General features: G+C 72.1%; 23 protein-coding genes, 1 tRNA gene, 1 pseudogene and 1 riboswitch. Of the genes and pseudogenes, 15 read left to right on the top strand and 10 right to left on the bottom strand.

Going from position 1 to position 19,525, the window contains the following annotated elements; all coding sequences use genetic code 11:
• The first annotated feature begins 392 nt into the window (after positions 1-392).
• Positions 393-1,793 carry an amino acid permease gene (locus I4J89_RS31020; RefSeq protein WP_309238540.1) on the top strand — a complete coding sequence of 467 codons (1,401 nt, stop codon included), beginning with the start codon at positions 393-395 and terminating at the stop codon, positions 1,791-1,793.
• Here I4J89_RS31020 and I4J89_RS50030 read toward each other — a convergent pair.
• Positions 1,747-2,304, bottom strand: coding sequence for a suppressor of fused domain protein (locus I4J89_RS50030; RefSeq protein WP_196417661.1), 558 nt, complete (start codon positions 2,302-2,304; stop codon positions 1,747-1,749). The genes I4J89_RS31020 and I4J89_RS50030 overlap by 47 nt on opposite strands.
• Positions 2,305-2,371: 67 nt before the next feature.
• On the bottom strand, positions 2,372-3,538 hold the full coding sequence (mycP, locus tag I4J89_RS31010; protein ID WP_196417660.1) for a type VII secretion-associated serine protease mycosin: 1,167 nt from the start codon (positions 3,536-3,538) through the stop codon (positions 2,372-2,374).
• Between the two features lie 73 nt (positions 3,539-3,611).
• A riboswitch (adenosylcobalamin (AdoCbl) riboswitch) is annotated at positions 3,612-3,755 on the top strand.
• An 8-nt stretch (positions 3,756-3,763) separates the two neighbouring features.
• Here mycP and I4J89_RS51655 point away from each other — a divergent pair.
• The 6 genes and pseudogenes from I4J89_RS51655 to I4J89_RS30985 all read left to right on the top strand — a co-directional run bounded on the left by I4J89_RS51655 (position 3,764) and on the right by I4J89_RS30985 (position 6,028).
• On the top strand, positions 3,764-3,958 hold the full coding sequence (locus tag I4J89_RS51655) for a CbtB domain-containing protein (RefSeq protein WP_196417659.1): 195 nt from the start codon (positions 3,764-3,766) through the stop codon (positions 3,956-3,958).
• Positions 3,949-4,668, top strand: coding sequence for a CbtA family protein (locus tag I4J89_RS31000; RefSeq protein WP_196417658.1), 720 nt, complete (start codon positions 3,949-3,951; stop codon positions 4,666-4,668). Before I4J89_RS51655 ends, I4J89_RS31000 begins: the two co-directional genes overlap by 10 nt.
• Positions 4,669-4,815: 147 nt before the next feature.
• Positions 4,816-5,199, top strand: coding sequence for a hypothetical protein (locus tag I4J89_RS50020; protein ID WP_230859946.1), 384 nt, complete (start codon positions 4,816-4,818; stop codon positions 5,197-5,199).
• A complete protein-coding gene (locus I4J89_RS50015; RefSeq protein WP_309238553.1) occupies positions 5,145-5,405 on the top strand; it encodes a tyrosine-type recombinase/integrase in 261 nt (86 codons plus the stop codon). Before I4J89_RS50020 ends, I4J89_RS50015 begins: the two co-directional genes overlap by 55 nt.
• 43 nt (positions 5,406-5,448) lie before the next feature.
• Positions 5,449-5,754 (top strand): annotated as a pseudogene (locus I4J89_RS30990) (helix-turn-helix domain-containing protein); the annotation flags it as partial.
• Positions 5,755-5,770: 16 nt separating this feature from the next.
• A complete protein-coding gene (locus I4J89_RS30985; protein WP_196417655.1) occupies positions 5,771-6,028 on the top strand; it encodes a hypothetical protein in 258 nt (85 codons plus the stop codon).
• Between the two features lie 254 nt (positions 6,029-6,282).
• Here the strand turns inward: I4J89_RS30985 and I4J89_RS30980 are convergent, their stop codons facing one another.
• Positions 6,283-6,582 carry a hypothetical protein gene (locus tag I4J89_RS30980; RefSeq protein WP_196417654.1) on the bottom strand — a complete coding sequence of 100 codons (300 nt, stop codon included), beginning with the start codon at positions 6,580-6,582 and terminating at the stop codon, positions 6,283-6,285.
• 194 nt (positions 6,583-6,776) lie between these two features.
• Here I4J89_RS30980 and I4J89_RS30975 point away from each other — a divergent pair, with 194 nt between their 5' ends.
• Entirely contained in the window at positions 6,777-7,160 is a 384-nt protein-coding gene (locus I4J89_RS30975; protein WP_230859880.1) for a TSUP family transporter, read from the top strand.
• 51 nt (positions 7,161-7,211) lie between these two features.
• Entirely contained in the window at positions 7,212-7,763 is a 552-nt protein-coding gene (locus tag I4J89_RS30970) for a DUF899 family protein (RefSeq protein ID WP_196417780.1), read from the top strand.
• Here I4J89_RS30970 and I4J89_RS30965 read toward each other — a convergent pair.
• The 3 genes from I4J89_RS30965 to I4J89_RS30955 form a co-directional block, all read right to left on the bottom strand.
• Positions 7,721-8,554, bottom strand: coding sequence for a nitroreductase/quinone reductase family protein (locus I4J89_RS30965; protein ID WP_196417653.1), 834 nt, complete (start codon positions 8,552-8,554; stop codon positions 7,721-7,723). The two genes, I4J89_RS30970 and I4J89_RS30965, sit on opposite strands and share 43 nt — an antisense overlap.
• Before the next feature lie 322 nt (positions 8,555-8,876).
• Positions 8,877-9,908 (bottom strand): phosphotransferase, encoded by a 1,032-nt coding sequence (locus I4J89_RS30960; RefSeq protein WP_196417652.1) that lies wholly within the window; start codon positions 9,906-9,908, stop codon positions 8,877-8,879.
• Positions 9,892-10,803, bottom strand: a complete 912-nt coding sequence (locus tag I4J89_RS30955; protein ID WP_309238539.1) for an EamA family transporter — start codon at positions 10,801-10,803, stop codon at positions 9,892-9,894. The genes I4J89_RS30960 and I4J89_RS30955 overlap by 17 nt, the downstream gene beginning before the upstream one ends.
• 69 nt (positions 10,804-10,872) lie before the next feature.
• Between I4J89_RS30955 and I4J89_RS30950 the strand changes: the two genes are divergently transcribed.
• A complete protein-coding gene (locus tag I4J89_RS30950) occupies positions 10,873-11,727 on the top strand; it encodes a LysR family transcriptional regulator (protein WP_196417651.1) in 855 nt (284 codons plus the stop codon).
• Between the two features lie 95 nt (positions 11,728-11,822).
• Complete coding sequence (locus tag I4J89_RS30945) at positions 11,823-12,224, top strand: MmcQ/YjbR family DNA-binding protein (RefSeq protein ID WP_196417650.1); 402 nt, start codon at positions 11,823-11,825, stop codon at positions 12,222-12,224.
• A 10-nt stretch (positions 12,225-12,234) separates the two neighbouring features.
• On the opposite strand, the gene I4J89_RS30940 is transcribed toward I4J89_RS30945, so the two are convergent.
• Positions 12,235-12,510, bottom strand: a complete 276-nt coding sequence (locus I4J89_RS30940) for a hypothetical protein (RefSeq protein WP_196417649.1) — start codon at positions 12,508-12,510, stop codon at positions 12,235-12,237.
• Between the two features lie 216 nt (positions 12,511-12,726).
• On the opposite strand from I4J89_RS30940, the gene I4J89_RS30935 reads away from it, so the two are divergent.
• The 3 genes from I4J89_RS30935 (at position 12,727) to I4J89_RS30925 (ending at position 15,263) form a co-directional block, all read left to right on the top strand.
• Positions 12,727-14,358 (top strand): alpha/beta hydrolase, encoded by a 1,632-nt coding sequence (locus tag I4J89_RS30935; protein ID WP_196417648.1) that lies wholly within the window; start codon positions 12,727-12,729, stop codon positions 14,356-14,358.
• An 87-nt stretch (positions 14,359-14,445) separates the two neighbouring features.
• Positions 14,446-14,856, top strand: coding sequence for a helix-turn-helix transcriptional regulator (locus tag I4J89_RS30930; RefSeq protein ID WP_196417778.1), 411 nt, complete (start codon positions 14,446-14,448; stop codon positions 14,854-14,856).
• Positions 14,853-15,263, top strand: a complete 411-nt coding sequence (locus tag I4J89_RS30925; RefSeq protein ID WP_196417647.1) for a VOC family protein — start codon at positions 14,853-14,855, stop codon at positions 15,261-15,263. The genes I4J89_RS30930 and I4J89_RS30925 overlap by 4 nt, the downstream gene beginning before the upstream one ends.
• Here I4J89_RS30925 and selB read toward each other — a convergent pair.
• The 3 genes from selB to I4J89_RS30910 all read right to left on the bottom strand — a co-directional run bounded on the left by selB (position 15,247) and on the right by I4J89_RS30910 (position 18,424).
• Positions 15,247-16,995, bottom strand: a complete 1,749-nt coding sequence (gene selB / locus I4J89_RS51305; protein WP_196417646.1) for a selenocysteine-specific translation elongation factor — start codon at positions 16,993-16,995, stop codon at positions 15,247-15,249. The two genes, I4J89_RS30925 and selB, sit on opposite strands and share 17 nt — an antisense overlap.
• Before the next feature lies 1 nt (position 16,996).
• Complete coding sequence (gene selA / locus I4J89_RS30915) at positions 16,997-18,301, bottom strand: L-seryl-tRNA(Sec) selenium transferase (protein WP_196417645.1); 1,305 nt, start codon at positions 18,299-18,301, stop codon at positions 16,997-16,999.
• A gap of 27 nt (positions 18,302-18,328) precedes the next feature.
• Positions 18,329-18,424: transfer RNA gene (locus I4J89_RS30910), tRNA-Sec, on the bottom strand.
• Positions 18,425-18,501: 77 nt separating this feature from the next.
• Between I4J89_RS30910 and selD the strand changes: the two genes are divergently transcribed.
• Positions 18,502-19,512, top strand: coding sequence for a selenide, water dikinase SelD (selD, locus tag I4J89_RS30905; RefSeq protein ID WP_196417777.1), 1,011 nt, complete (start codon positions 18,502-18,504; stop codon positions 19,510-19,512).
• Positions 19,513-19,525 lie beyond the last annotated feature (13 nt).

The raw sequence follows: 19,525 nt of genomic DNA, 5'->3' as shown, positions 1-19,525 counted from the left end.
TCACCCTGCGAAGGTGACGCCTTGTGATCCCGCAGCGGTGGCGGCGCCGATGCGGGTCCTGGCCGAGAGCGCGGATCTGGTGATTGGCCTGCCCACGGCCGGGATCGCATTCGTCACTCTGGATGCGATCACGACCCGGACGTGATATTCCGGACGGGGCGGCCTGGCCTCGGCACGGGCTGGGCCGCACCGTCCGGGCACGCCCGCCGCATCAGCCCGGCGGTCGCCGGGCGACCTGGCGTGGCAGGTGATCGCGTGGCCGCGGCGGGACGGCGTGGCTGGGGTTGGTGACGGCGGGTCACGCGTACCCGGAACGGGGTTTGCGCACGGAAGACGACGAGCCGGGGTCGCGTCGCGGCCTCGTGTGGCAGCCGATCGCGAGGGGGTTTGCGGTGACGGAGCTGGAACGCGGTGAGGGGATCTTCCGGCGCAAGCCGGTCGACGAGATCACCGACGAGCGGGAGACCGGGCTCACGCGGACGCTCGGGCTGTGGCAGCTGACCGCGATCGGTGTCGGCGGCATCATCGGCGCCGGGATCTTCGCGCTGGCCGGGGCGGTGGCGCACGAGACCGCCGGGCCCGCGGTGCTGATCTCGTTCCTGCTGGCCGGCATCGCGAGCGCGGCGGCCGCCCTGTCCTACGCCGAGTTCGCCGGGCTGATCCCGAAAGCCGGATCGGCCTACACCTACGGGTACGCGGTCCTCGGCGAGGTGGTCGGCTGGTTCATCGGCTGGGACCTGCTGCTCGAATACACGGCGATCGTCGCCGTGGTGGCGATCGGCATCTCCGGCTACTTCAACTTCCTCATGAACGAGCTGGGCGCCGACCTGCCGGCCTGGTCGCTGGGCGCGCCCGGCACCGGCGACGGGCACGTCGTCGACCTGTTCGCGGTCATCCTGTGCCTGTTCATCGCGTTCCTGCTGAACCAGGGGATCCGCACGGCGGCCCGGTTCGAGACGGTCGTCGTCGTGATCAAGGTGGCCGTGGTGCTGCTTGTCGTCGGCGTCGGGGTCTTCTACATCGACACCGCCAACTACGACCCGTTCTTCCCGTTCGGCGTCGGCGGGGCGATCACCGGGGCGGCCACCGTGTTCTTCGCGGTGTTCGGCTACGACGCGATGAGCACCGCGGCCGAGGAATCCAAGGACGCCCGCCGGCACCTACCGAAAGCGATCATCTACTCGCTGGCCATCTCGATGGTCCTGTACGTGCTGGCCACCCTCGTGCTGACCGGCATGCAGGACTACCGGGAGATCAACCCGGTGAGCGGATTCTCCTCGGCGTTCCTCGCGGTCGGCCTGTCCGGGCTGGCCGACGTCATCGCGGTCGGCGCGATCATCGGCATCCTGACCGTCATGTTCACGTTCCTGCTCGGCGTCACCCGCGTCTGGTACGCGATGAGCCGCGACGGACTGCTCCCCCAGTGGTTCGCCAAACTCCACCCGGACCGGCACGTACCGACCCGGGTCACCTGGATCGCCGGCATCGCGTCCGCGGTCATCGCCGGATTCCTGCCGATCCGCGAGGCCGCCGAACTCACCAACATCGGCATCCTGCTCGCCTTCGTGGTGGTGTGCGTCGCCGTCATCGTGCTGCGCTACCGCAGGCCCGACCTGCCGCGCACGTTCAAGGTGCCGGGCATGCCGGTGGTGCCGATCATCGGGATCGTGTTCTCCCTGTGGCTGATCACCTACCTGGCGCCGGAGACCTGGCTCCGGTTCGCGGTGTGGTTCGTGATCGGCGCCGTCATCTACTGGACGTACGGTCGCCGGCACTCCCTGCTGAACCGCTGATCGCCGCCTCCAGGAACACCACCTTGCCGTTCGGGGTGTCGATCTCGCCGAGCAGAGGGTCCCGGGCGAACACCAGCACCGGATCCACATCGATCCGGTCACCGGCGTCGAGCAGCGCACCCCGGCTGTTCACGAAGGTGGCCGCCCGGTGCAGCAACGCGAACGGCCACCGCGGCGGCTCCGCCTCACCGTCGCGGGCCGCCCGCATGGTCAGCTCGAAACCCCAGCCCGACCAGTCCGGGTCGTCGTCCTCGGACTTGCCGTACAACTCGCTCAGGCCGTAGGTGACGTAGTGCCAGTGGCCGTCGGCGGGAAACGCCGAGCAGCCGTGCAACGTGCTGCCGGACTCGGCGGCCGGGACGAAGGTGACGTGCCGGGGCTCGACGCCCGGATACAGGCGGGCGAGCGCGGCGTCGATGGCGTCCCGGCCGGGAGCGGCGACGCCGGGCTCGGACAGGCCGCGCACGGCGCGCGACTGCCCGCGGCTCGCGCCGGGTTCGGTGCTGGTCACCGCGGCATTATGCACCGGCCACGGCCCTGTGTTGATCTTCGACGGGGATAGTGTCCGAAGACCGGGATCAGCCGGCGGCCGGACGCCAGCCGCGCCGCCGTCCCCGGCCGGCGACGGCGGCGACCACACCGGCACACCCCAGCACCCCGAACACCGCCCCGGCGAACCAGAACGCCCGAACCCGGGCCTGCCCGCGCCGCTGCGCGAGAGCCACCGCGTCCCGGACGGGGGCGGGCGTCGCCGCCGCCGGTGACCCGGTGGCCGCGGCGGGCAAGGCCCCGGTCAACGCCCGGTACGGGTTCAGCAGGCCGAACCCGTACTCGTCACTGCGCGACCCGGCCGGCGACGGATCCGCCGACGCGACCAGCCGGCGGCCGATCTCCGCCGGATCCGCCCGCGGGAACCGCTGCCGCAGCAGCGCGGCCGTCGCCGCCACGTACGGCGCCGCGAAACTCGTCCCCCGCGCCGCCCGATGCCCACCACCCGGCGCCGCCACCGTCACCCCGTCGCCGAACGCGACCAGATCCACCCACGGACCCCACTGCGAATAGTCCGCGCGCCGCCCCTCCGCGGTCACCGCACCGACCCCGATCACCCCCGGATACGCCGCCGGAAAAGGCACCGGATTGCCGTCACCCACCCGGCCCGCGTTCCCGGCCGCCGCCACCACGACCACCCCGGCACCGACCGCGGCCGCCACCGCCCGCCGCACCCGCACGTCGTCCTCGGTCATCACCAGCGAAATGTTGATCACCTGGGCGCGGCCGGCCGCCCACTCGATCGCCTCGGCGAACTGCGCCGCACTACCCCGCGACCCGACCACCGCACCGCCGGCGTCGCTCTGCTCACTGACCCGCACCGGCACGATCGTCACGTCCGGCGCCAACCCCCGAAACCCGCTACCCGCCACCGGACGCCCGGCGATCACACTCGCCACCCCGGTGCCGTGCCCCACACAGTCACGCCGCCCGTCCACGCCGCCGCGCAACAGATCCCGGCCCGCGGCGACCCGCCCCCGCAGATGCGGATGCCGCGGATCCACCCCGGAATCCAGCACCGCCACCCGCACCCCGGCCCCGGTCGCCAAACCCGACAGCCGCCCCGGCGCATACGCCGCCACCTCGAACGGAACCCCGGCGGCGACCCGGCCCGACGGCGGCACACAAGCCGGCGCGGCAGCCGCCGGCACCGGCCAGCCCACCACCAGCGCCACCGCAAGCCCAGCCCGCAACATCACGCCGACCCCCAGTGATCGGCGTGGATGCTACCCGGCCCGGTTGTGCCCGGACCGCCCCGGCCACTAGGTTGAGGACACGAAATCTGCGGCGTCGTGAGGGAAACCGGTGAGAATCCGGTGCGGTCGCGCCACTGTGAACCGGGCAACCGGTGAGTCAGGACACTCACGCGACGCAGGCCCCATCGATCGGGACGCGTCATCCCGTAGGAGGTTGATCCCACCGTGCCCAAGGCACAGCCCCTCGCCGTACCGGCCATCTCCCGCAAGGTCCTCGCCACCGCCACCGGCGTGACCGGCCTCCTGCTGCTGCTCGCCTACCTGGTCGCCTTCGACCAGGGTGCCGTCTCCCAGAGCGGCATGCTCCTGCACGAGCTCATGCACGACGGCCGGCACCTGCTCGGTGTTCCGTGCCACTGAAGGTCGGCTACGCACCACTCCTGCTCCGGGGGCTGCTCGCCGGCCTGATCGCGGGACTGCTCGCCGGCGGCTTCGCCTACCTCTTCGGTGAACCGCACATCGACGCGGCCATCGCCATCGAGGAAGCGGCCGCCGGCCACAGCCACGGCGACCAGGCCGAGATCAGCCGCGACACCCAATCCGGCGCCGGACTGTTCCTCGCCACCGGCCTGTACGGCGTCGCACTCGGCGGCATCCTCGCCACCGCGTACACCCTGCTACGCCGCCGCCTGCACACCACCGACACCCGCGCCGCCCTCGGCCTCACCGCCGCCGCGCTGCTCGGCTACGTCCTGGTGCCCTACCTCAAATACCCGCCCAACCCGCCCGCCGTCGGCGACCCGGCCACCATCAACCAGCGCACCATCGCCTACCTCGCGGTCGTCGTGCTCGGCCTGGTCGCGGTCTGGGCCGCCGTCCTCGCCGCCCGCACCCAGACCGACGACTGGCGCCGCGCCCTCGCCGCCACCATCGGCTTCCTGGCCGTGGTCACCGTCGCCCACCTGCTCCTGCCCACCTTCGACGAGGTACCCGACACGTTCCCGGCCACCCTGCTGTGGGACTTCCGGATCTCCTCACTCGGCACCCAGGTCGTCCTCTGGACCGCCCTCGGGCTGATCTTCACGGCCCTGCTCGCCCGCGTCCCGGCACGCGAAAAGGTCGCCGCGTAACGATCCGCATGCAACAACTCGACCTCGCGATGCAGGCCCGACTGGCGGCAGGTCAGTAGATCACGGAGGTCAGCTGCTGTCGATCAGCTCTCGCATGTTGCATCCGATGCGAGAACGATGCGTTGCAGGGTACGAGGCGCATCGGCGTTGACGGTTGCTCGGGCGCAGCGGGCGTCCGGGCCGAATCTTGGCGCGGCAGCGTTCCTGGACTCCGCTGTGGTGCACATGGACCTGCCGCAGGCGGTGTTCGACGCGATGCTGGAAGGCTTCGACGCCACGCCGGCGCGGGTGACGCACGAGTTGAACCTCATCCGGCACAAGGGCGACTACGAGGGACGCCCGGACGCCAACCGGCCGTTGAGCCGGGCCCACCTGGACAAGTTCTTCGGCACGGTGGACGCGCGGGCGCGCAACGCCGCGGAGTTCACCGCAAAGGCGCACCGCGACGCGGCCCTGTTCCTCTCACGCCGCGGCAGATCAACCTGCGCTTCGCGGCGATCCGGGACGAAGCGGGGCTGCCCGCGTACCTGAACCCGCATTGTCTGAGGCACACGTACGCGACGACGCTGATCGAGATGGGTTGGCCGATGGCGCTGGTGCAGGACCAGCTCGGGCACACTCACGTCGCCACGACAGCCGTCTACACCGCACTGTCGGACGACTTCAAGGACCGGGTGCTCTACCAGAGCCTGGGCCTGACGTGGGACGACGACAGCGAGCAAGGAGCAACCTCATGACCGGCGGGCCGGCGGGCCGGCGTTCGAGTGGAAGCTACGCGAGCTCATGGCGGTGCGCGGCATGTTCTCCACCTCCGACCTCATCGAGCCGCTGGCCGACCGCGGCATCGTCCTGTCACGTTCCCAGGTCTACCGGCTGGTCGCCGAGACCCCGGAACGGGTCACGATCCCGCTGATCCTGGCGCTCTGCGACATTCTCGACTGCCAGCTCACGGACCTCGCCGCCACCCCGGACCCGGCCAAGGCGACCCGACCGGCCAAACGTGCAGCCCGTAAGAAGACCGTGGGCGAGACGCCGCTGCCACCGTCGGCCGTGCCGCCGTCGTTCTTCGGCAGATCCGGTCCATGACCGGCACCTGCGCCGAATGCGGCCGCACAGACTGCCGGATCGCCGCTCACAACCGCTGCTCGCGCTACCCGCGCTGCTCGCGATGATGGACGACCGAGACCGGCTCGCCCTGGCCCAGCGGCTGCTGCGCGACCTGCCTGACGATCCGCCCGCACGCCTCGCGGCCGTCCTTGCCCTGCTCTTCGGCCAACGCCTCACCCACCGGGCCGCCCAGATGCCACCAGCACTACTCGCCGAACAGATCGGCCTATCCGTGGGCGCTGCCGCCAAGTAGTCCAAAGCCACCGGCGGTTCCCGTGCCACCTACGCCGGCCTGCGCACCCCATGACCGACCATCCAGCATCCACTTCGCCGCCGCATCATAGCCGTCAGACCCCAGCTGGCCCGGCTCCGCAGCACAAGTCCCGACGACATGACCCTTAAACGAATCCCGCCTCGAGCCGATCCGGAGTGAAACGAGGAGGGGTCCCCCCGGCATTCGAGCTCAGGGCGGGACCCCTCCCGGCGACCTACTGGCGGTGCGGCAGCCTAGGAGTTGCTCAAGTCGACGTCAGCCTTGATGACCGTCGTCCCGGTAGGACAGTAGTACCTGCTGTACGCGCCCGGGTACGGGTAGGACCAGGCACCGTAGAACTTGGAGATGACGTACTTGTAGTAATTGTCCTGGCAGGAGGCGATAACCCGGAACCGGCCGGTCCCCGCGGTGCACTCCGCCAAAGCGCCGCCGTTCGGCTGATAGAGCCGCGTGGTGCAGTTGACCGGGTATGCTTGCGCGGCGGCCGGAGTGAGCGCGACCAGCGCGCCGACGCCGACAATGGAAGCCGCCAAAACGGACTTGATTCGCTGGGTCCGTGACCCCCGTGAAATGTGCATGGCGTAAGTTATCCAGCGCCTATTGGCCCGCGCTTTGACGGATCGAAAACCTCGATATGGGGAGTGAGAAGAAGGGCAGATCTTCGGCCGGGGCGTCGCTGACACCCTGACCATGCTGTTCGGATTCGCCGCCCTGCAGGCCGTCATCCTTGAACAAGGCCCTCAGCCTCGTCGTGGTCCTCACCGCCCTGCCCACCGCCGTCACCGTCGCCGCCCTCATGGGCGTCGCCGGCGGCGAGCTCCTCATCCCCACCATCGTGCTGCTGTTCGGCACCGACATCAAAGTCGCCGGCAGTCTCTCCCTCGCCGTCTCCCTGCCCACCATGCTCGTCGCCTTTGCCCGCTACAGCCGCGACGGCAGCTTCACCGTCCTACGCTGCCACGCTCGCCTCGGCATCGCTCTCTCGATAGCCGGAACCGTGCTCGGCGGACTCCCGCTCGGCGTCCACCCCGAAGCCATCCTCGTGCCCGGCCTCGCCCTACTCCTGCTCCTGTCATCGATCAAAGTCTGGCGCCATGCAACGACGGAATGAGCGAGCAGCAAGCACCGAACTGCGCCAACGCCAGACCCATTCGTCACGAGGATTCCGATTCCACCCCGACTGGGAGGACTCCTGCGGCACCTGCACGCCCGCGACACCGAATACGCCGTCATCGCCCGCGCACCACTGGCGAAACTGGAGAAGTACCGGGCCAAGCGAGGCTGGCGGATCCAGCTGTACTCCTCCCACGGCTCGGACTTCAACTACGACTTCCACGTCACCCTCGACGCGTCCGTCACACCGATCCAGTTCAACTACCGCGACGCGGACGAACTGCGCGCCGCCGGAATGGACTGGATGCTCGACACCGCGAGCCAGCCGATGGAACAACCCGGCATGAGCTGCTTCCTGCGCGACGACGACCAGGTCTTCCACGCCTACTCGACGTTCGGCCGGGGCACCGAGCAGACCGGCGGGGCGTACGGATTCCTCGACATGACCGCCCTCGGCCGCCAAGAGGACTGGGAACAGCCGGCCGGGCGGGCCGGGACCGGACTTCAGATGACCACCGTGGTGCCGGCATCCACGGGGGGACGCCGGCACCACGAGCGTCACATCGCGTCGAGGACCGGAAGCAGGGCCTCCTCCTCGTGATCCAGATGCGACTCGAGCTGCCGGGTCAGCCGGTCCACCTCAGCGGCCAGCGCCGACCGCTCCAGACCCGGATCGGTGAGCACCTCCCGCAGCCGGGCGATCAACTCGGCGATCTTGTCGTGTTCGGCCCGCAACTCGGCCACCACCGGCGCCAGATCCGGCCGCTGAACCTCGATACCGGGAAACAAGCCCTGGTCCTCACGCACATGATGACCATGCAGGCCGGCACACAGGCTCAGACAGTTCACCCGCAACTGCGCGCCCAGCACCGGACCCGACCGCGCCACCTCGGCACGGATCAGCGCCAGCTCCCGCCGGAACGCGTCGTGCACCAGCTTCAAGAACCCACTGGGCGCGGCGACAACGACGCGCGGCGGGCCCGGCACGACGGTCAACGCCACCACCGGCAACTCGCGGCCGGACTTCTGCTCGTACTCGGCCCAGCCCGGATCCTGCTCCACCGCCCGGGCGAACGCCTCCTCCCGCTCGGCGCCGGCCAGCACCTCAGCGGTGACCTCGTAGGTGAACGTCCCGTCCTCGACGGTGGCGACCGGATCGGCCAGCAGATTGTGGAACCAGGCCGGATCACGCGGCGACCCACCCGCGGAGCCGATCACCAGCATCCGCTCGCCGCCGTCCGGCAGATAGCCGAGCGGCACCGTGTGCGGCCGGCCGGTACGCGCACCGGTCGTCGTCAGAAGCAGCAGACGAGCACCCTCGAACATGCCACCGACCACACCGCGGTTAGCCCGGAACTCCTCGATGACAGAGGTATTGAAATCGTTCGGCATTCTCAACTTTCACGTCTTTTGATCTTGCACAGGGATGAGTCGCACGCATTGCTCGCCGGGCAACGGCCGCGGGCGAGCGCGAGAAGGCATGGCAAGGCGACGGAAAGAAGGCGGGCCACGGGCAACAGGCGACCGGGGCGGCCGCCGGGCGGTCACGCGCCGGCCGGGTGCCCCACTCGGTAATGGCTCAAGGCCGACCCGGCAGTCACGAGCGACACCCTACCCGGCTCCGGCAAGCGTCGTCGTCCCGTTTTCGGGTTGTCGGCGAAGCCGTCCTTTGGGTTTTGACCGGTGCGGCTTGCCGCACGTCCTGTAGGGCGTCCTAGGATGGTAGAGCCTGATCGGCCCAGTCCACGATCACCTGGAACACCGGCGCCCGGCCCTCGAACATCTCCACCAGCTCGCGCCGGTCATAACCACCGGCACGCGGCCGGCTCCACGCCGACGCCAGCATCCGCGGCGCCAGCCAGAAGTACTTGGCCGCCCCGGTGACCCGCACCGCCCGCCGCACCAGGTCCTCCCCCACCACCCCACGCAGACCCCGGACATACGAACCGGTCACCGTCTCCAGGACCTCCGGCAGCGACGAAGCGTCGGCGAGACCGTCCCAGAACGTATCCAGGGCCAGATTCGCCGCATCCTCACCGATCGCGCCGGGTCCCGCGTACGCCCAATCGAGCAGGACCGGCCCACGACCGGAACCGATCAGATTCATCGGCCACAGGTCGTGATGGCACAGGGTGCGCGGCAGCGCATCCGCCGCCGCCAGCAACTCGTGCCGGCGCTCCCACATCCGCCGCAGCCCGGCACGCAACGCCGGCGGCCAGGCCGCCAGCGCGGCCGGATGATCCCAGTCCAGGCCGGCCGGCACCGGCTGGGCCAGCGTGTACTCACGCAGGAAATCCCGGGCCAGCCAGGGAATGCGCGGCGGCCTCCCCAGCCAGCCGGCCTGAGCGACGCCGATCCGGTACGCGACATCGCCCAGTTCCGCCGCCCCCAGCGACATACCCGCCGTCCCGGCCACATCCTCCAGCCACAACGCCACCGAACCGTCCGCCCGGTCCTGGATCCCGTAGCACAGCGGCCCGGTCAGCCCGCCGTCGGCGAACGCCGAGCCCGGAAACTCCGCCGCGTACGCCAGCGGCTCCCGCCGCCAGTAGTTGAAATGCCCCGGCTCGTCACTGGCCGCCAGATGTGCCGCCGCACCGGCCCGCCGCGGCGTCGCCAGCTTCAGGATCGCGGTGTCACCGTCGCGCCGCACCCGCCACACCCCACCGGTGATCTCGTTGGCCGTGCTGTGCTGCAGTTCCTCGGCGGTCCACCCGTGACGGATGAGATCACTCGGCAAGGTCACCACCAGAACATATGCCAGGCCGCTCCCCCGGCGCCGGCAAGACGGCGCCGGAGTGGCGGACACCCGCCGGACTGACCGCCAGGACGTTCACCGTGACCACCACCACGATCCCCAGCCACTCGTGGGACCGCAGCGTCTCACCGAGCAGGACCAGGCCGGCCAGAGCGGCGAAGACCGGGTGGACGCTCATCACCACACCGAAGAAGCGGGCCGGGACGCGGCGCAGGGCGATCAGGTCGGCGGCGTACGGGACCACCGAGGAGAAGACGCCCGCACCGACGGCGAACAGCAGGGCGGTCGCGGTCAACCCGCCCCGCGCGGCGAGCACCAGCACCACCGGCAGATACAGCAGCGCCGACACCGTGGTGGCCGCCGCCGGCGCCTGCAAGCCCGGCAGCCGGGCACCGACCAGCCGGTTGAGCAGGATGTACGCCGCCCAGCAGGCCGCCGCGACCAGGCCCGACCCGATGCCCGCCCAGTCACTGGCCGCGTCCGGCAGCACCAGCACGTAGACACCGACGCCGGCACCGGCGGCACACAGCAGATCCTTCCCGGTACGCGAGCCGGCCAGCGCCACCGCGAGCGGACCGAGAAACTCCAGGGTGACGGCGAGCGCGAGACCGACCCGGTCGACAGCCGTGTACAGGCTCAGATTCATGATCGCGAAGACCAGCCCGAGCAGCAGCGTCGGCCACCACTGCGCCCAGGTGAAGCGGCGCGGATCGGGACGGGCCACCGGCAACAGGACCGCCGCGGCCACCACCTGCCGCACGGCCACCACCCCGGCCGGGCCGATCGCCGGGAACGCGTGCGCACCGGCCGCCGCGCCGACCTGGTTGCTGGCCGCGCTGCCGATCATCGTGGCGAGCCCGCTGAGCAGGCGTTCTTGACTCACCGCCACAGTCTCGGCGCGAACCGGCGGCGGAGAGAAATACGCTCCGCGCACCGGTTATACGCTCGGCGCATGAATGTCGAACTGCGGCATCTGCGGGCGCTGATCTCCGTGGTGGACGCCGGGACGTTCACCGACGCGGCCGCGGAACTCGACGTGTCGCAGGCGGCGGTGTCCCGGTCGATCGCGGCACTGGAGAGCGCGCTGGGCGTACGCGTACTGGAACGCTCCACCCGGCACGTCGCGCTCACCGCACGCGGCACCCAGGTCCTCGCCGCGGCGCGGCGCGTCCTCGACGAGGTCGCCCATCTCCAGCGCATCGCCGAGCAGTCCCGCGGCGAACTGCGCGTCGGCTACGCGTGGGCCGCGCTCGGCAAGCACACCCGCCGCCTGCAACGGGCCTGGACCGGCGCTCCCCTGGTGTTCGTGCAGTCCAACACCATCACCGCCGGCCTGAGCGAAGGCACCGCGGACGTCGCCGTCGTCCGCCGGCCGCTGCCGGATCCGCGCTTCGCGACCGCACTGATCGGCACCGAAGGGCGGTGCGCCGCGGTGGCCACCGACAATCCCCTGGCCCGGCGGCGGACCGTGCGCATCGACGACCTGGCCCGCTACACCGTCGCGATCGACGACCGCACCGGAACGACCACCCTGGACCTGTGGGACCCGGGGCCGGGCCCGGTGGCGGTGCGGGCCACGCACGGCGTAGACGAGTGGCTCACGCTGATCGCCGCAGGCCAGGCGGTGGGTGTCACCTCCGAGGCGACCGCCAACCAGAACCCGAGGCCGGGAGTCGCCTACCGGATGCTGCGCCACGCGCCCCGCATCGAGGTCCGGCTCGCCTGGTGGCGCGACGACCCGCCGGCCGGCTTGGACGAGCTGATCCGGCTGAGCAGAGATGCCTATGGGTCGTCAGCCCGCCTGTAGGGCGGTCGTTCCAGTGGGTCACTGCCTCTAGAGCATCCTAGGAAGATAGGTTATTACGGTACGCGAGGCGGCCGGGCTTGTGGTTACCTTCCAATGTGGCGCACCCCATCATGTTCGACGACGCCGATCCGATGCTGGGCCGGGTCCGCGCCGTCGCCCTGGACTTCCCGGACGCGGCGGAGAAGGTCTCGCACGGGCGGCCGGCCTTCTACACCACGAAGGTCTTCGCCTACTACGGCGGATCCGTGAAGGTCGGCGGCGTCTACCGCCAGCACGACCATTCGGTGCTGGTCCTGCCCGGTCCGGGTGACCGCGAGGCGCTGCTCGAGGAGGAACGCTGCTACCTGCCTGCCTACCTGGGCACGGCCGGATGGGTCGGTGTGGACCTGGACGAGGACACCGACTGGGACGAGATCGAGGAACTGCTCGACGCCAGTTACCGGCTGACCGCCGGGGTCCGCCGAGTCGCCGCGCTCGACGCGCGCGGCGGTTCGTAGCGCGGCTCGCTCAACCGCCCGAGCGGGGCGGGCGCCGGCGGCGTGCGGTGGTGAGGGCGACGGCCAGGACCGCCCCGACGATCAGGCAGGTGATGACGACGCCGACCGTACCGGCGACGACCATCAGCACCGACAGGCCGGCCCAGAGCAGCCCTCCCCCGACCGCCAGCAGGATCCGTACAACGCGCCGGGGCAATACGCGCACCGGCCGGGTCAGTGAGGGGTAGTCGGCGGTCAGCCGACCGACGATCTCGTCGAACTCCCGACGCGTGTCTCTCGTGGCCATGTCGACCTCACCCGCCCTATCCCGATACCGCATCACACCCGGCCAGTCTTACCCAGCAATGGTGCCGCGCACTCCCGCTAAGCCATCCTAGGAAGATAGGTTTGCGGTGCCGACATGGCACACGTTCTGGTCGCTGACGGTAGGGATCCGGGGGCCGGTGCCACCTCATCCGTCGCGGATGAGGTTGTGCCCGCCCGGTCCCGCGACGATCGCCGGATGAGAATGTGGCTGCACCGCCGGCGGTACACCTACTCCGGGCTGGCCGGCGCCACGGTCATGTTCTGCCTGTCGCTGACGCCGTCGCTACTCCCCCGCGGCTACCTGTTCCAGGGACTGATCAGCGGGCTCCTCGCCGCCATCGGGTACGGAATCGGCACACTCGGCGTCTGGCTGGCCCGGCAGCTGTCCGGGCGTACCCCGGCGGTCCCGCACCGCCGGGCCTGGCAGGTGCTCGCCGGCCTGGCCCCGGTCGCGATCGTCGTCCTGTTCCTCGGCGCCCGCTGGCAGGCCCAGATACACCGGCTGATCGGCATGGATCCACCGCCGGCGTTCGGTTACGTGCTGGTCCTGCCGATCGCCGTGCTGACCGGAGCGGGCTGGGTGGGGCTGGTCCGGCTGCTGCGCCGGGCCGCGCGGTGGCTGGCCGCGCTGCTCGGCCGGTGGGTACCGGCCGCGGCCGCTCGGGCCCTGGCCGTGGTCGCGGTGGTACTGCTGCTGCTCGGGCTGCTCGACGGTGTGGTGCTGCGGGCGGCGTTCAGCGCGGCGGACGCCTCCTTCCGTACGCTCAACGGCGAGATCCGGCCCGACCAGGCCGCCCCGGCGGACCGGCTGCGCTCCGGCGGCCCCGGTTCCCTGGTGTCCTGGGAGTCCCTCGGCAACCAGGGCCGGAACTTCATCGGCGGCGGGCCGGACGTCACCGAGCTGGAACGGTTCGGCGGTCCCGGCGCCCAGCCGCCGGTCCGGGTCTACGTCGGCATGAACGCGGCCGCCTCGTCGCGGGAACGGGCCGCGCTGGCGGTCCGCGAGCTGCGACGGACCGGCGCCTTCGACCGGGCGGTACTCTGTCTGATCACGACCACCGGCACCGGCTGGGTCAACGAGCTGGCGGCGGATCCGCTCGAGTACCTGTACCACGGTGACACCGCGCTGGTCGCGACGCAGTACTCGTATCTGCCGAGCCCGATCTCGTTCCTGGTCGACAAGGAGCGGGCCCGCGACGCCGGGCGCGACCTGTTCGACGCCGTCTACGGGGTGTGGTCCCGGCTGCCCGCCGCCGGCCGGCCGAAGCTGCTGGTCCTCGGGGAGAGCCTCGGCTCGTTCGGTGCGGAGGCCGCGTTCAGCGGGGTCGCGGACATCCGCAACCGCACCGACGGCATGCTGCTGATCGGTCCGCCGAACCGCAACCAGCTCTGGGGCGACCTCGTCGGCGACCGGGAGCCGGGCACCCGCGCGGTGCTGCCGGTCTACGAGCAGGGCGAGACGGTACGGTTCGCCGCCGACCCGGCCGGCCTGAACCGCGCCGGATACATGTGGCCCGTGCCGCGCGTGGTGTATCTCCAGTACCCGTCCGACCCGATCACCTGGTGGTCGCCGCGGCTGATGGTGAGCCGCCCGGACTGGCTCGCCGAGCCGCGCGGCTCCGACGTGCTGCCCGCCGTGCGCTGGTACCCGTTCGTGACGTTCTGGCAGGTCTCGGCGGACATGGCGTTCGCGAACAACGTTCCCGCCGGTCACGGCCACAACTTCGGCACCGCACCGGCCGCCGCCTGGGCGCAGATCGCGCCGCCGCCCGGATGGACCGGCGAGCGGACCGCCGCGCTCGTCGGCCTGCTCGCCGGGGAACGCTGACGGCACGGGTTGGCACCGGGCGGCTTCACCGGGCACGCTGTGCGGGTGACCGGTAACCACGACCCGCACCTGCGCGAGCTGGTTCTGATGCGCCGTGTCCGCGACCGGATCGACCGGGACTACGCGCAGCCGCTCGACGTGGAGGCCCTCGCCCGGGGCGTGCACATGTCCGCCGGGCACCTGAGCCGGCAGTTCCGGGCGGCGTTCGGCGAATCGCCGTACAGCTATCTGATGACCCGCCGCATCGAACGCGCGATGACCCTGCTGCGCCGCGGCGACCTGTCGGTCACCGACGTCTGCTTCGCGGTCGGCTGCTCGTCGCTCGGCACGTTCAGCACGCGCTTCTCCGAGCTGGTCGGGATCTCACCGAGCGATTACCGGCGGATCGCGGTCGGCGACGCCGCAGGGCTGCCCAGCTGCCTCGCCAAGCAGGTGATGCGACCGATCAGGAACAGAGAAGCCACGCCCACCCGGACGCACCTAGCATCGCAGGCATGAACGTCACCATTCACAACACGTTCCTGCCGGCCGACGACCCCGAGCAGTCGCTGGCCTTCTACCGGGACGCGCTCGGCTTCGAGGTGCGCGGCGACGTCGGGTACGGCGACATGCGCTGGATCACGGTCGGCCCGGTGAACCAGCCGCAGACGTCGATCGTGCTGCACCCGCCGGCCGCCGACCCGGGCATCACCGACGAGGAGCGCCGCACCATCGCCGAGCTGATGGCCAAGGGCACCTACGCGGGCATCGTGCTGAGCACCCCCGACCTCGAGGACGTCTTCGAGAAGCTCCAGGCCAGCGGCGCGGACGTGGTCCAGGAGCCGATGGACCAGCCGTACGGCGTGCGCGACTGCGCGTTCCGGGACCCGGCCGGCAACATGGTCCGGATCAACCAGGCCGGCTGATCCGCCGGTCGTCGGGCAGCCGCTCGGTCACCCCGGTCCGGTCCAGCAGTTCGAGCAGCGGCACGGCCACCCGGCGGGTGGTGTCCAGGGCCCGGCGCGCGTCGCTGAGCGTGAACGGCTGCGGCAGCCGGGCCAGCACGCCGGCCGCCCGGTCCGGGGCGCCGGGCGGCAGCAGCACGTTGTCCGCGATCCGCACGACCAGGCCGGCCCGCACCGCGGCACCGATCTGCCGCGCGCCCAGGCCGAGCTCGGCGAGCCGGTTCGCCTCCGGCGCCGCGAACGGCCGGTCCGGGTCGAAAGCCTTCGCCACGGCCGCGACGAGTTCCCGGGGCACGCCCGGTTGTCCCGTACCGACCCGGCCGCCGGACAGCCGCAGCGGGGGCCGGACCAGGGCTTCCACCAGGGACCGGTCCGGCAGCCCCAGGCGGTGCCGCAGATCCTCCAGGGGCGCGCCGGGCGAAAGCGGGTCGCCGGCGGCGTGCCGGGCCACCTCGTCCCCGAGCCGTTTCGCCAGGCCGGCCCAGTGCTCCGGGTCGGCGAACCAATCGCCGGCCACCGGATCCCCCACGTCCGCCAAGCCCATCCGCCGCAGCTCGTCGCCCCGGATCAGCCGGCGCCGGCGCAGCTCGCCGGCCAGGTCGGGAACGCCGATCATCCGGTCCAGCTCGAGAGCCCGCCGGGCGGCCGCGCCGCGCCGGGTCAGCGCGGGCGGCGCCACGTCGAGGACGGTGACCCCGCCGGCGACGTGATGGCGGCCCGGATCCCGCAGCAGCGCCCGGTCACCGAGCCGCAGCGGCAGCGGCCGGTCCAGGCGCAGCCGGGCGGTGTCCACACCGAGCGGACGAACCCGGACCGGCACGGCGGCCGAGCCCGCGTGCAGGGTGACGGTCACCGGCAGGGCGGCCACCGGGTCGCCGTGCACCCGGACGTCGATCAGGTCGGTGAGCCGGAACCGGCCCGGAGTGAGCAGCGCGGCGCCCCGGGTGACCTGGTCCCGGTCGACGCCGCGCAGGTTCACCGCCACCCGCGCGACGGCCCCGACGTCGGTGGCCGGTTCGCCGAGGCTCTGCAGGCCGCGGACCCGGACCGGCCGGGACGCCCCGGTCAGCTCCAGCTCGTCGCCGGTACGCAGCGAACCCGAGCCCAGGGTCCCGGTCACCACCGTGCCCGCGCCTCGGATGGTGAACGACCGGTCGATCCACAGCCGGACCGGATCCGCGAGCGAGGGCGCCGGCAGGGCACCGGCCAGGCGGTCCAGGGCCGCCCGCAGATCGTCGAGGCCCGCACCGGTACGCCCGCTGACCGCCACCGCCTCGACCGCCTCGAGCGAGGTCGCGGCGATCCGGGCGGACGCGGCCTCGACGGCCGGGCCGGGGTCGGCCAGGTCGGCGCGGGTCACGACCAGCAGGCCGTGCCGTACGCCGAGGGCGTGCAGGGCGGCCAGGTGCTCGGCGGACTGCGGCATCCAGCCCTCGTCGGCGGCGACCACGATCATCGCCGCGGGCACCGGGCCGACACCGGCCAGCATGTTCGGCACGAACCGTTCGTGGCCCGGCACGTCCACGAACGCGACAGTCGCCCCGGAGTCCAGGGTGGTCCAGGCGAAGCCGAGGTCGATGGTCATGCCCCGGCGGCGTTCCTCGGCCCAGCGATCCGGCTCCATCCCGGTCAGAGCCCGGACCAGCGTGGACTTGCCGTGGTCGACGTGGCCGGCGGTCGCGACGACGTGCACGTCAGCGTCCGGGACCGGCACTCGGACCGCCGGCGACGGCCAGCACCGCCCGGGCGACCTCGGCGTCGGCGGATGGCGGCACGCACCGCAGGTCGAGCAGCAACCGGCCGCGTTCGACGCGTCCGAGCACCGGCGGATCCCCGGTTCGCAGCGATTCGGCGTACCCCGCTGGCAGAGACAGCGACCACGAGGCGAGCGTGAGCTCCGGAGCACCGCCCCCACCGACGACCGCGACCGACGCGACCACCTCGGCGTCCCCGCCCACCTGGTCGCGCAGGCGTTGGGTGCGCGAGCGCAGGGTCTCCGGGTCGGCGCGCAGCGCCGCCCAGGTCGGCGTGACCGGCCCGCCCAGCGTGGCGGCGAGCGCCGCGAGCGTCAGCTTGTCCACCCGCAACGCCCGCGCCAGCGGATGCCGCCGCAGCCGCTCCACCAGGTCCGCGTCACCGAGCAGCAGCCCGGCCTGCGGGCCGCCGAGCAGCTTGTCGCCGCTGGCCACCACCAGGTCGGCGCCGGCCCGCAGGGTGCCGGCCGCGTCCGGCTCGTCCGGCAGCAGCGGGTCGGGCCGCAGCAGGCCGGAGCCGATGTCGGCGACCACCGGCACGCCCAGCCCGGTCAGTTCGGCGATCCCCGCGGCGCTGGTGAAGCCGCGCACCACGAAGTTCGACGGGTGCACCTTCAGGACGAACCCGGTGCGCGGCCCGATCGCGGCGGCGTAGTCGGCGGCCGACGTGCGGTTGGTGGTGCCCACCTCGCGCAGCCGGGCCCCGGTGGACTCCAGCAGGTCCGGCAGCCGGAACCCGTCACCGATCTCCACCATCTCACCGCGGCTGACCACGATCTCCCGCCCGGCGGCCAGCACGGTCGCGGCGAGCACCAGGGCGGCCGCGCCGTTGTTCACCACGTGCACCTCGCCCGCGTCCGGCACCGCGGCCGCCAGCGCGGCCATCGTGCCGCGCCCGCGCCGGGCCCGCCGCCCGGTGCCGAGATCCAGCTCCACATCGGTGTATCCGCTGGCCGCGACGATCGCCTCGGCCGCCGCCGGGGACAGCGCGGCCCGGCCCAGGTTGGTGTGCAGGACGACGCCGGTGGCGTTGAGGACCGGGCGCAGGCCGCCCGCGGTGACCGGAAGCGCCGCCACCGCGGCGTCCGCGACGGCGGCGGGCGCGAGCTCACCCTGCCTCGCGCGCTGCTGGGCGGCGACGACCGCGGCCTTGACCGTGGCCCGGCCGAGCCGATCCTCGGCGGCACGCAGGCGCGGATCTTCCAGGACCGCATCGGTACGGGGTACGCGCCGCCGAGGATCCACGCCCGCTTCCTCTCCGATGTCGACGTTTGGCGGAGGCGGACGGGAATCGAACCCGCCCGGCCCGGATACCGGGCCACAACGGTTTTGAAGACCGCGAGGAGCACCAGCCACCTGAACGCCTCCGCCGATCACCGTAACCGCATCGGCGTACCGTCGCCGGGCTGGAACGTGATGTCGCCCCGGCGGCGCCGGGTCCGCAGCTGTGCGACAGTGCCAGGGTGACGAGGCTGACGACTTACGCGCACGGCGGCGGCTGCGCCTGCAAGATCCCGCCCGGCGAGCTGGAGGGCGTGGTAGCCGGGCTGATCGGCGGCGCCGCGCCGGCCGGCCCGGGCGAGCTGCTGGTCGGGCTGGACGACGGCGACGACGCCGCGGTCGTGCGGATCGCCGCCGGCACCGCCGTCGTCGCCACCGCCGACTTCTTCACCCCGGTCGTCGACGACGCCTACGACTGGGGCCGCATCGCCGCCGCCAACGCGCTGTCCGACGTGTACGCGATGGGCGGCACCCCGGTCGTCGCGGTCAACCTGCTCGGCTGGCCGCGCGAGAAGCTTCCGATGGAACTGGCCGCCGAGGTGCTGCGCGGCGGCCTGGACGTGGCCCGGCAGGCCGGCTGCCACGTGGCCGGCGGGCACAGCGTCGACGACCCGGAACCCAAGTACGGCATGGCGGTCACCGGCATCGCCGACCCGGCCCGTCTGACGCGCAACGACGCCGGCACCGCCGGGCTGCCGCTCACCCTGACCAAGCCGCTCGGGATCGGCGTACTGAACAGCCGCCACAAGGCCACCGGCGAGGTGTTCCCGCAGGCGATCGCCGCGATGACGACCCTCAACCGGGACGCGGCCGTTGCCGCCGCAGCGGCCGGGGTCACCTGCGCCACCGACGTGACCGGCTTCGGCCTCCTCGGCCACCTGCACAAACTCGCCCGCGCCAGCGGGGTCACGGCCGTGGTCGACGCGGCCGCCGTCCCCTACCTCGAGGACGCGCGCAAGGCACTGGACGACGGCTACGTCAGCGGCGGCACCCGCCGCAACCTTGACTGGGTGCGCCCGCACACCGATCCCGGCCGCACTCCCGAGGACGAACTTCTGCTCCTGGCCGACGCGCAGACCTCCGGCGGCCTGCTGATCGCCGGCGAGATCCCCGGCCACCCCGTGATCGGCGAGCTGGTCCCGCGCCGCGGCGACGTCACCCTGCGCATTCGATAAAACCCTTTTGGTA

This window comes from Actinoplanes aureus (genome assembly GCF_015704865.1).
GTDB lineage: Bacteria > Actinomycetota > Actinomycetes > Mycobacteriales > Micromonosporaceae > Actinoplanes > Actinoplanes aureus.
Note: the sequence above shows the minus strand (reverse complement) of the source record. Positions and strands in the feature narration are given on the sequence as shown.

Bases quoted from the DNA above. Each gene is read 5' to 3' on its own strand.
- mycP (WP_196417660.1), bottom strand. From the start codon at position 3,538: ATGTTGCGGGCTGGGCTTGCGGTGGCGCTGGTGGTGGGCTGGCCGGTG.
- I4J89_RS30950 (WP_196417651.1), top strand. From the start codon at position 10,873: ATGAATGTCGAACTGCGGCATCTGCGGGCGCTGATCTCCGTGGTGGAC.
- I4J89_RS30925 (WP_196417647.1), top strand. From the start codon at position 14,853: ATGAACGTCACCATTCACAACACGTTCCTGCCGGCCGACGACCCCGAG.
- I4J89_RS30930 (WP_196417778.1), top strand. From the start codon at position 14,446: ATGCGCCGTGTCCGCGACCGGATCGACCGGGACTACGCGCAGCCGCTC.
- I4J89_RS30935 (WP_196417648.1), top strand. From the start codon at position 12,727: ATGAGAATGTGGCTGCACCGCCGGCGGTACACCTACTCCGGGCTGGCC.
- I4J89_RS30965 (WP_196417653.1), bottom strand. From the start codon at position 8,554: ATGCCGAACGATTTCAATACCTCTGTCATCGAGGAGTTCCGGGCTAAC.
- I4J89_RS30940 (WP_196417649.1), bottom strand. From the start codon at position 12,510: ATGGCCACGAGAGACACGCGTCGGGAGTTCGACGAGATCGTCGGTCGG.
- I4J89_RS30985 (WP_196417655.1), top strand. From the start codon at position 5,771: ATGCGGCCGCACAGACTGCCGGATCGCCGCTCACAACCGCTGCTCGCG.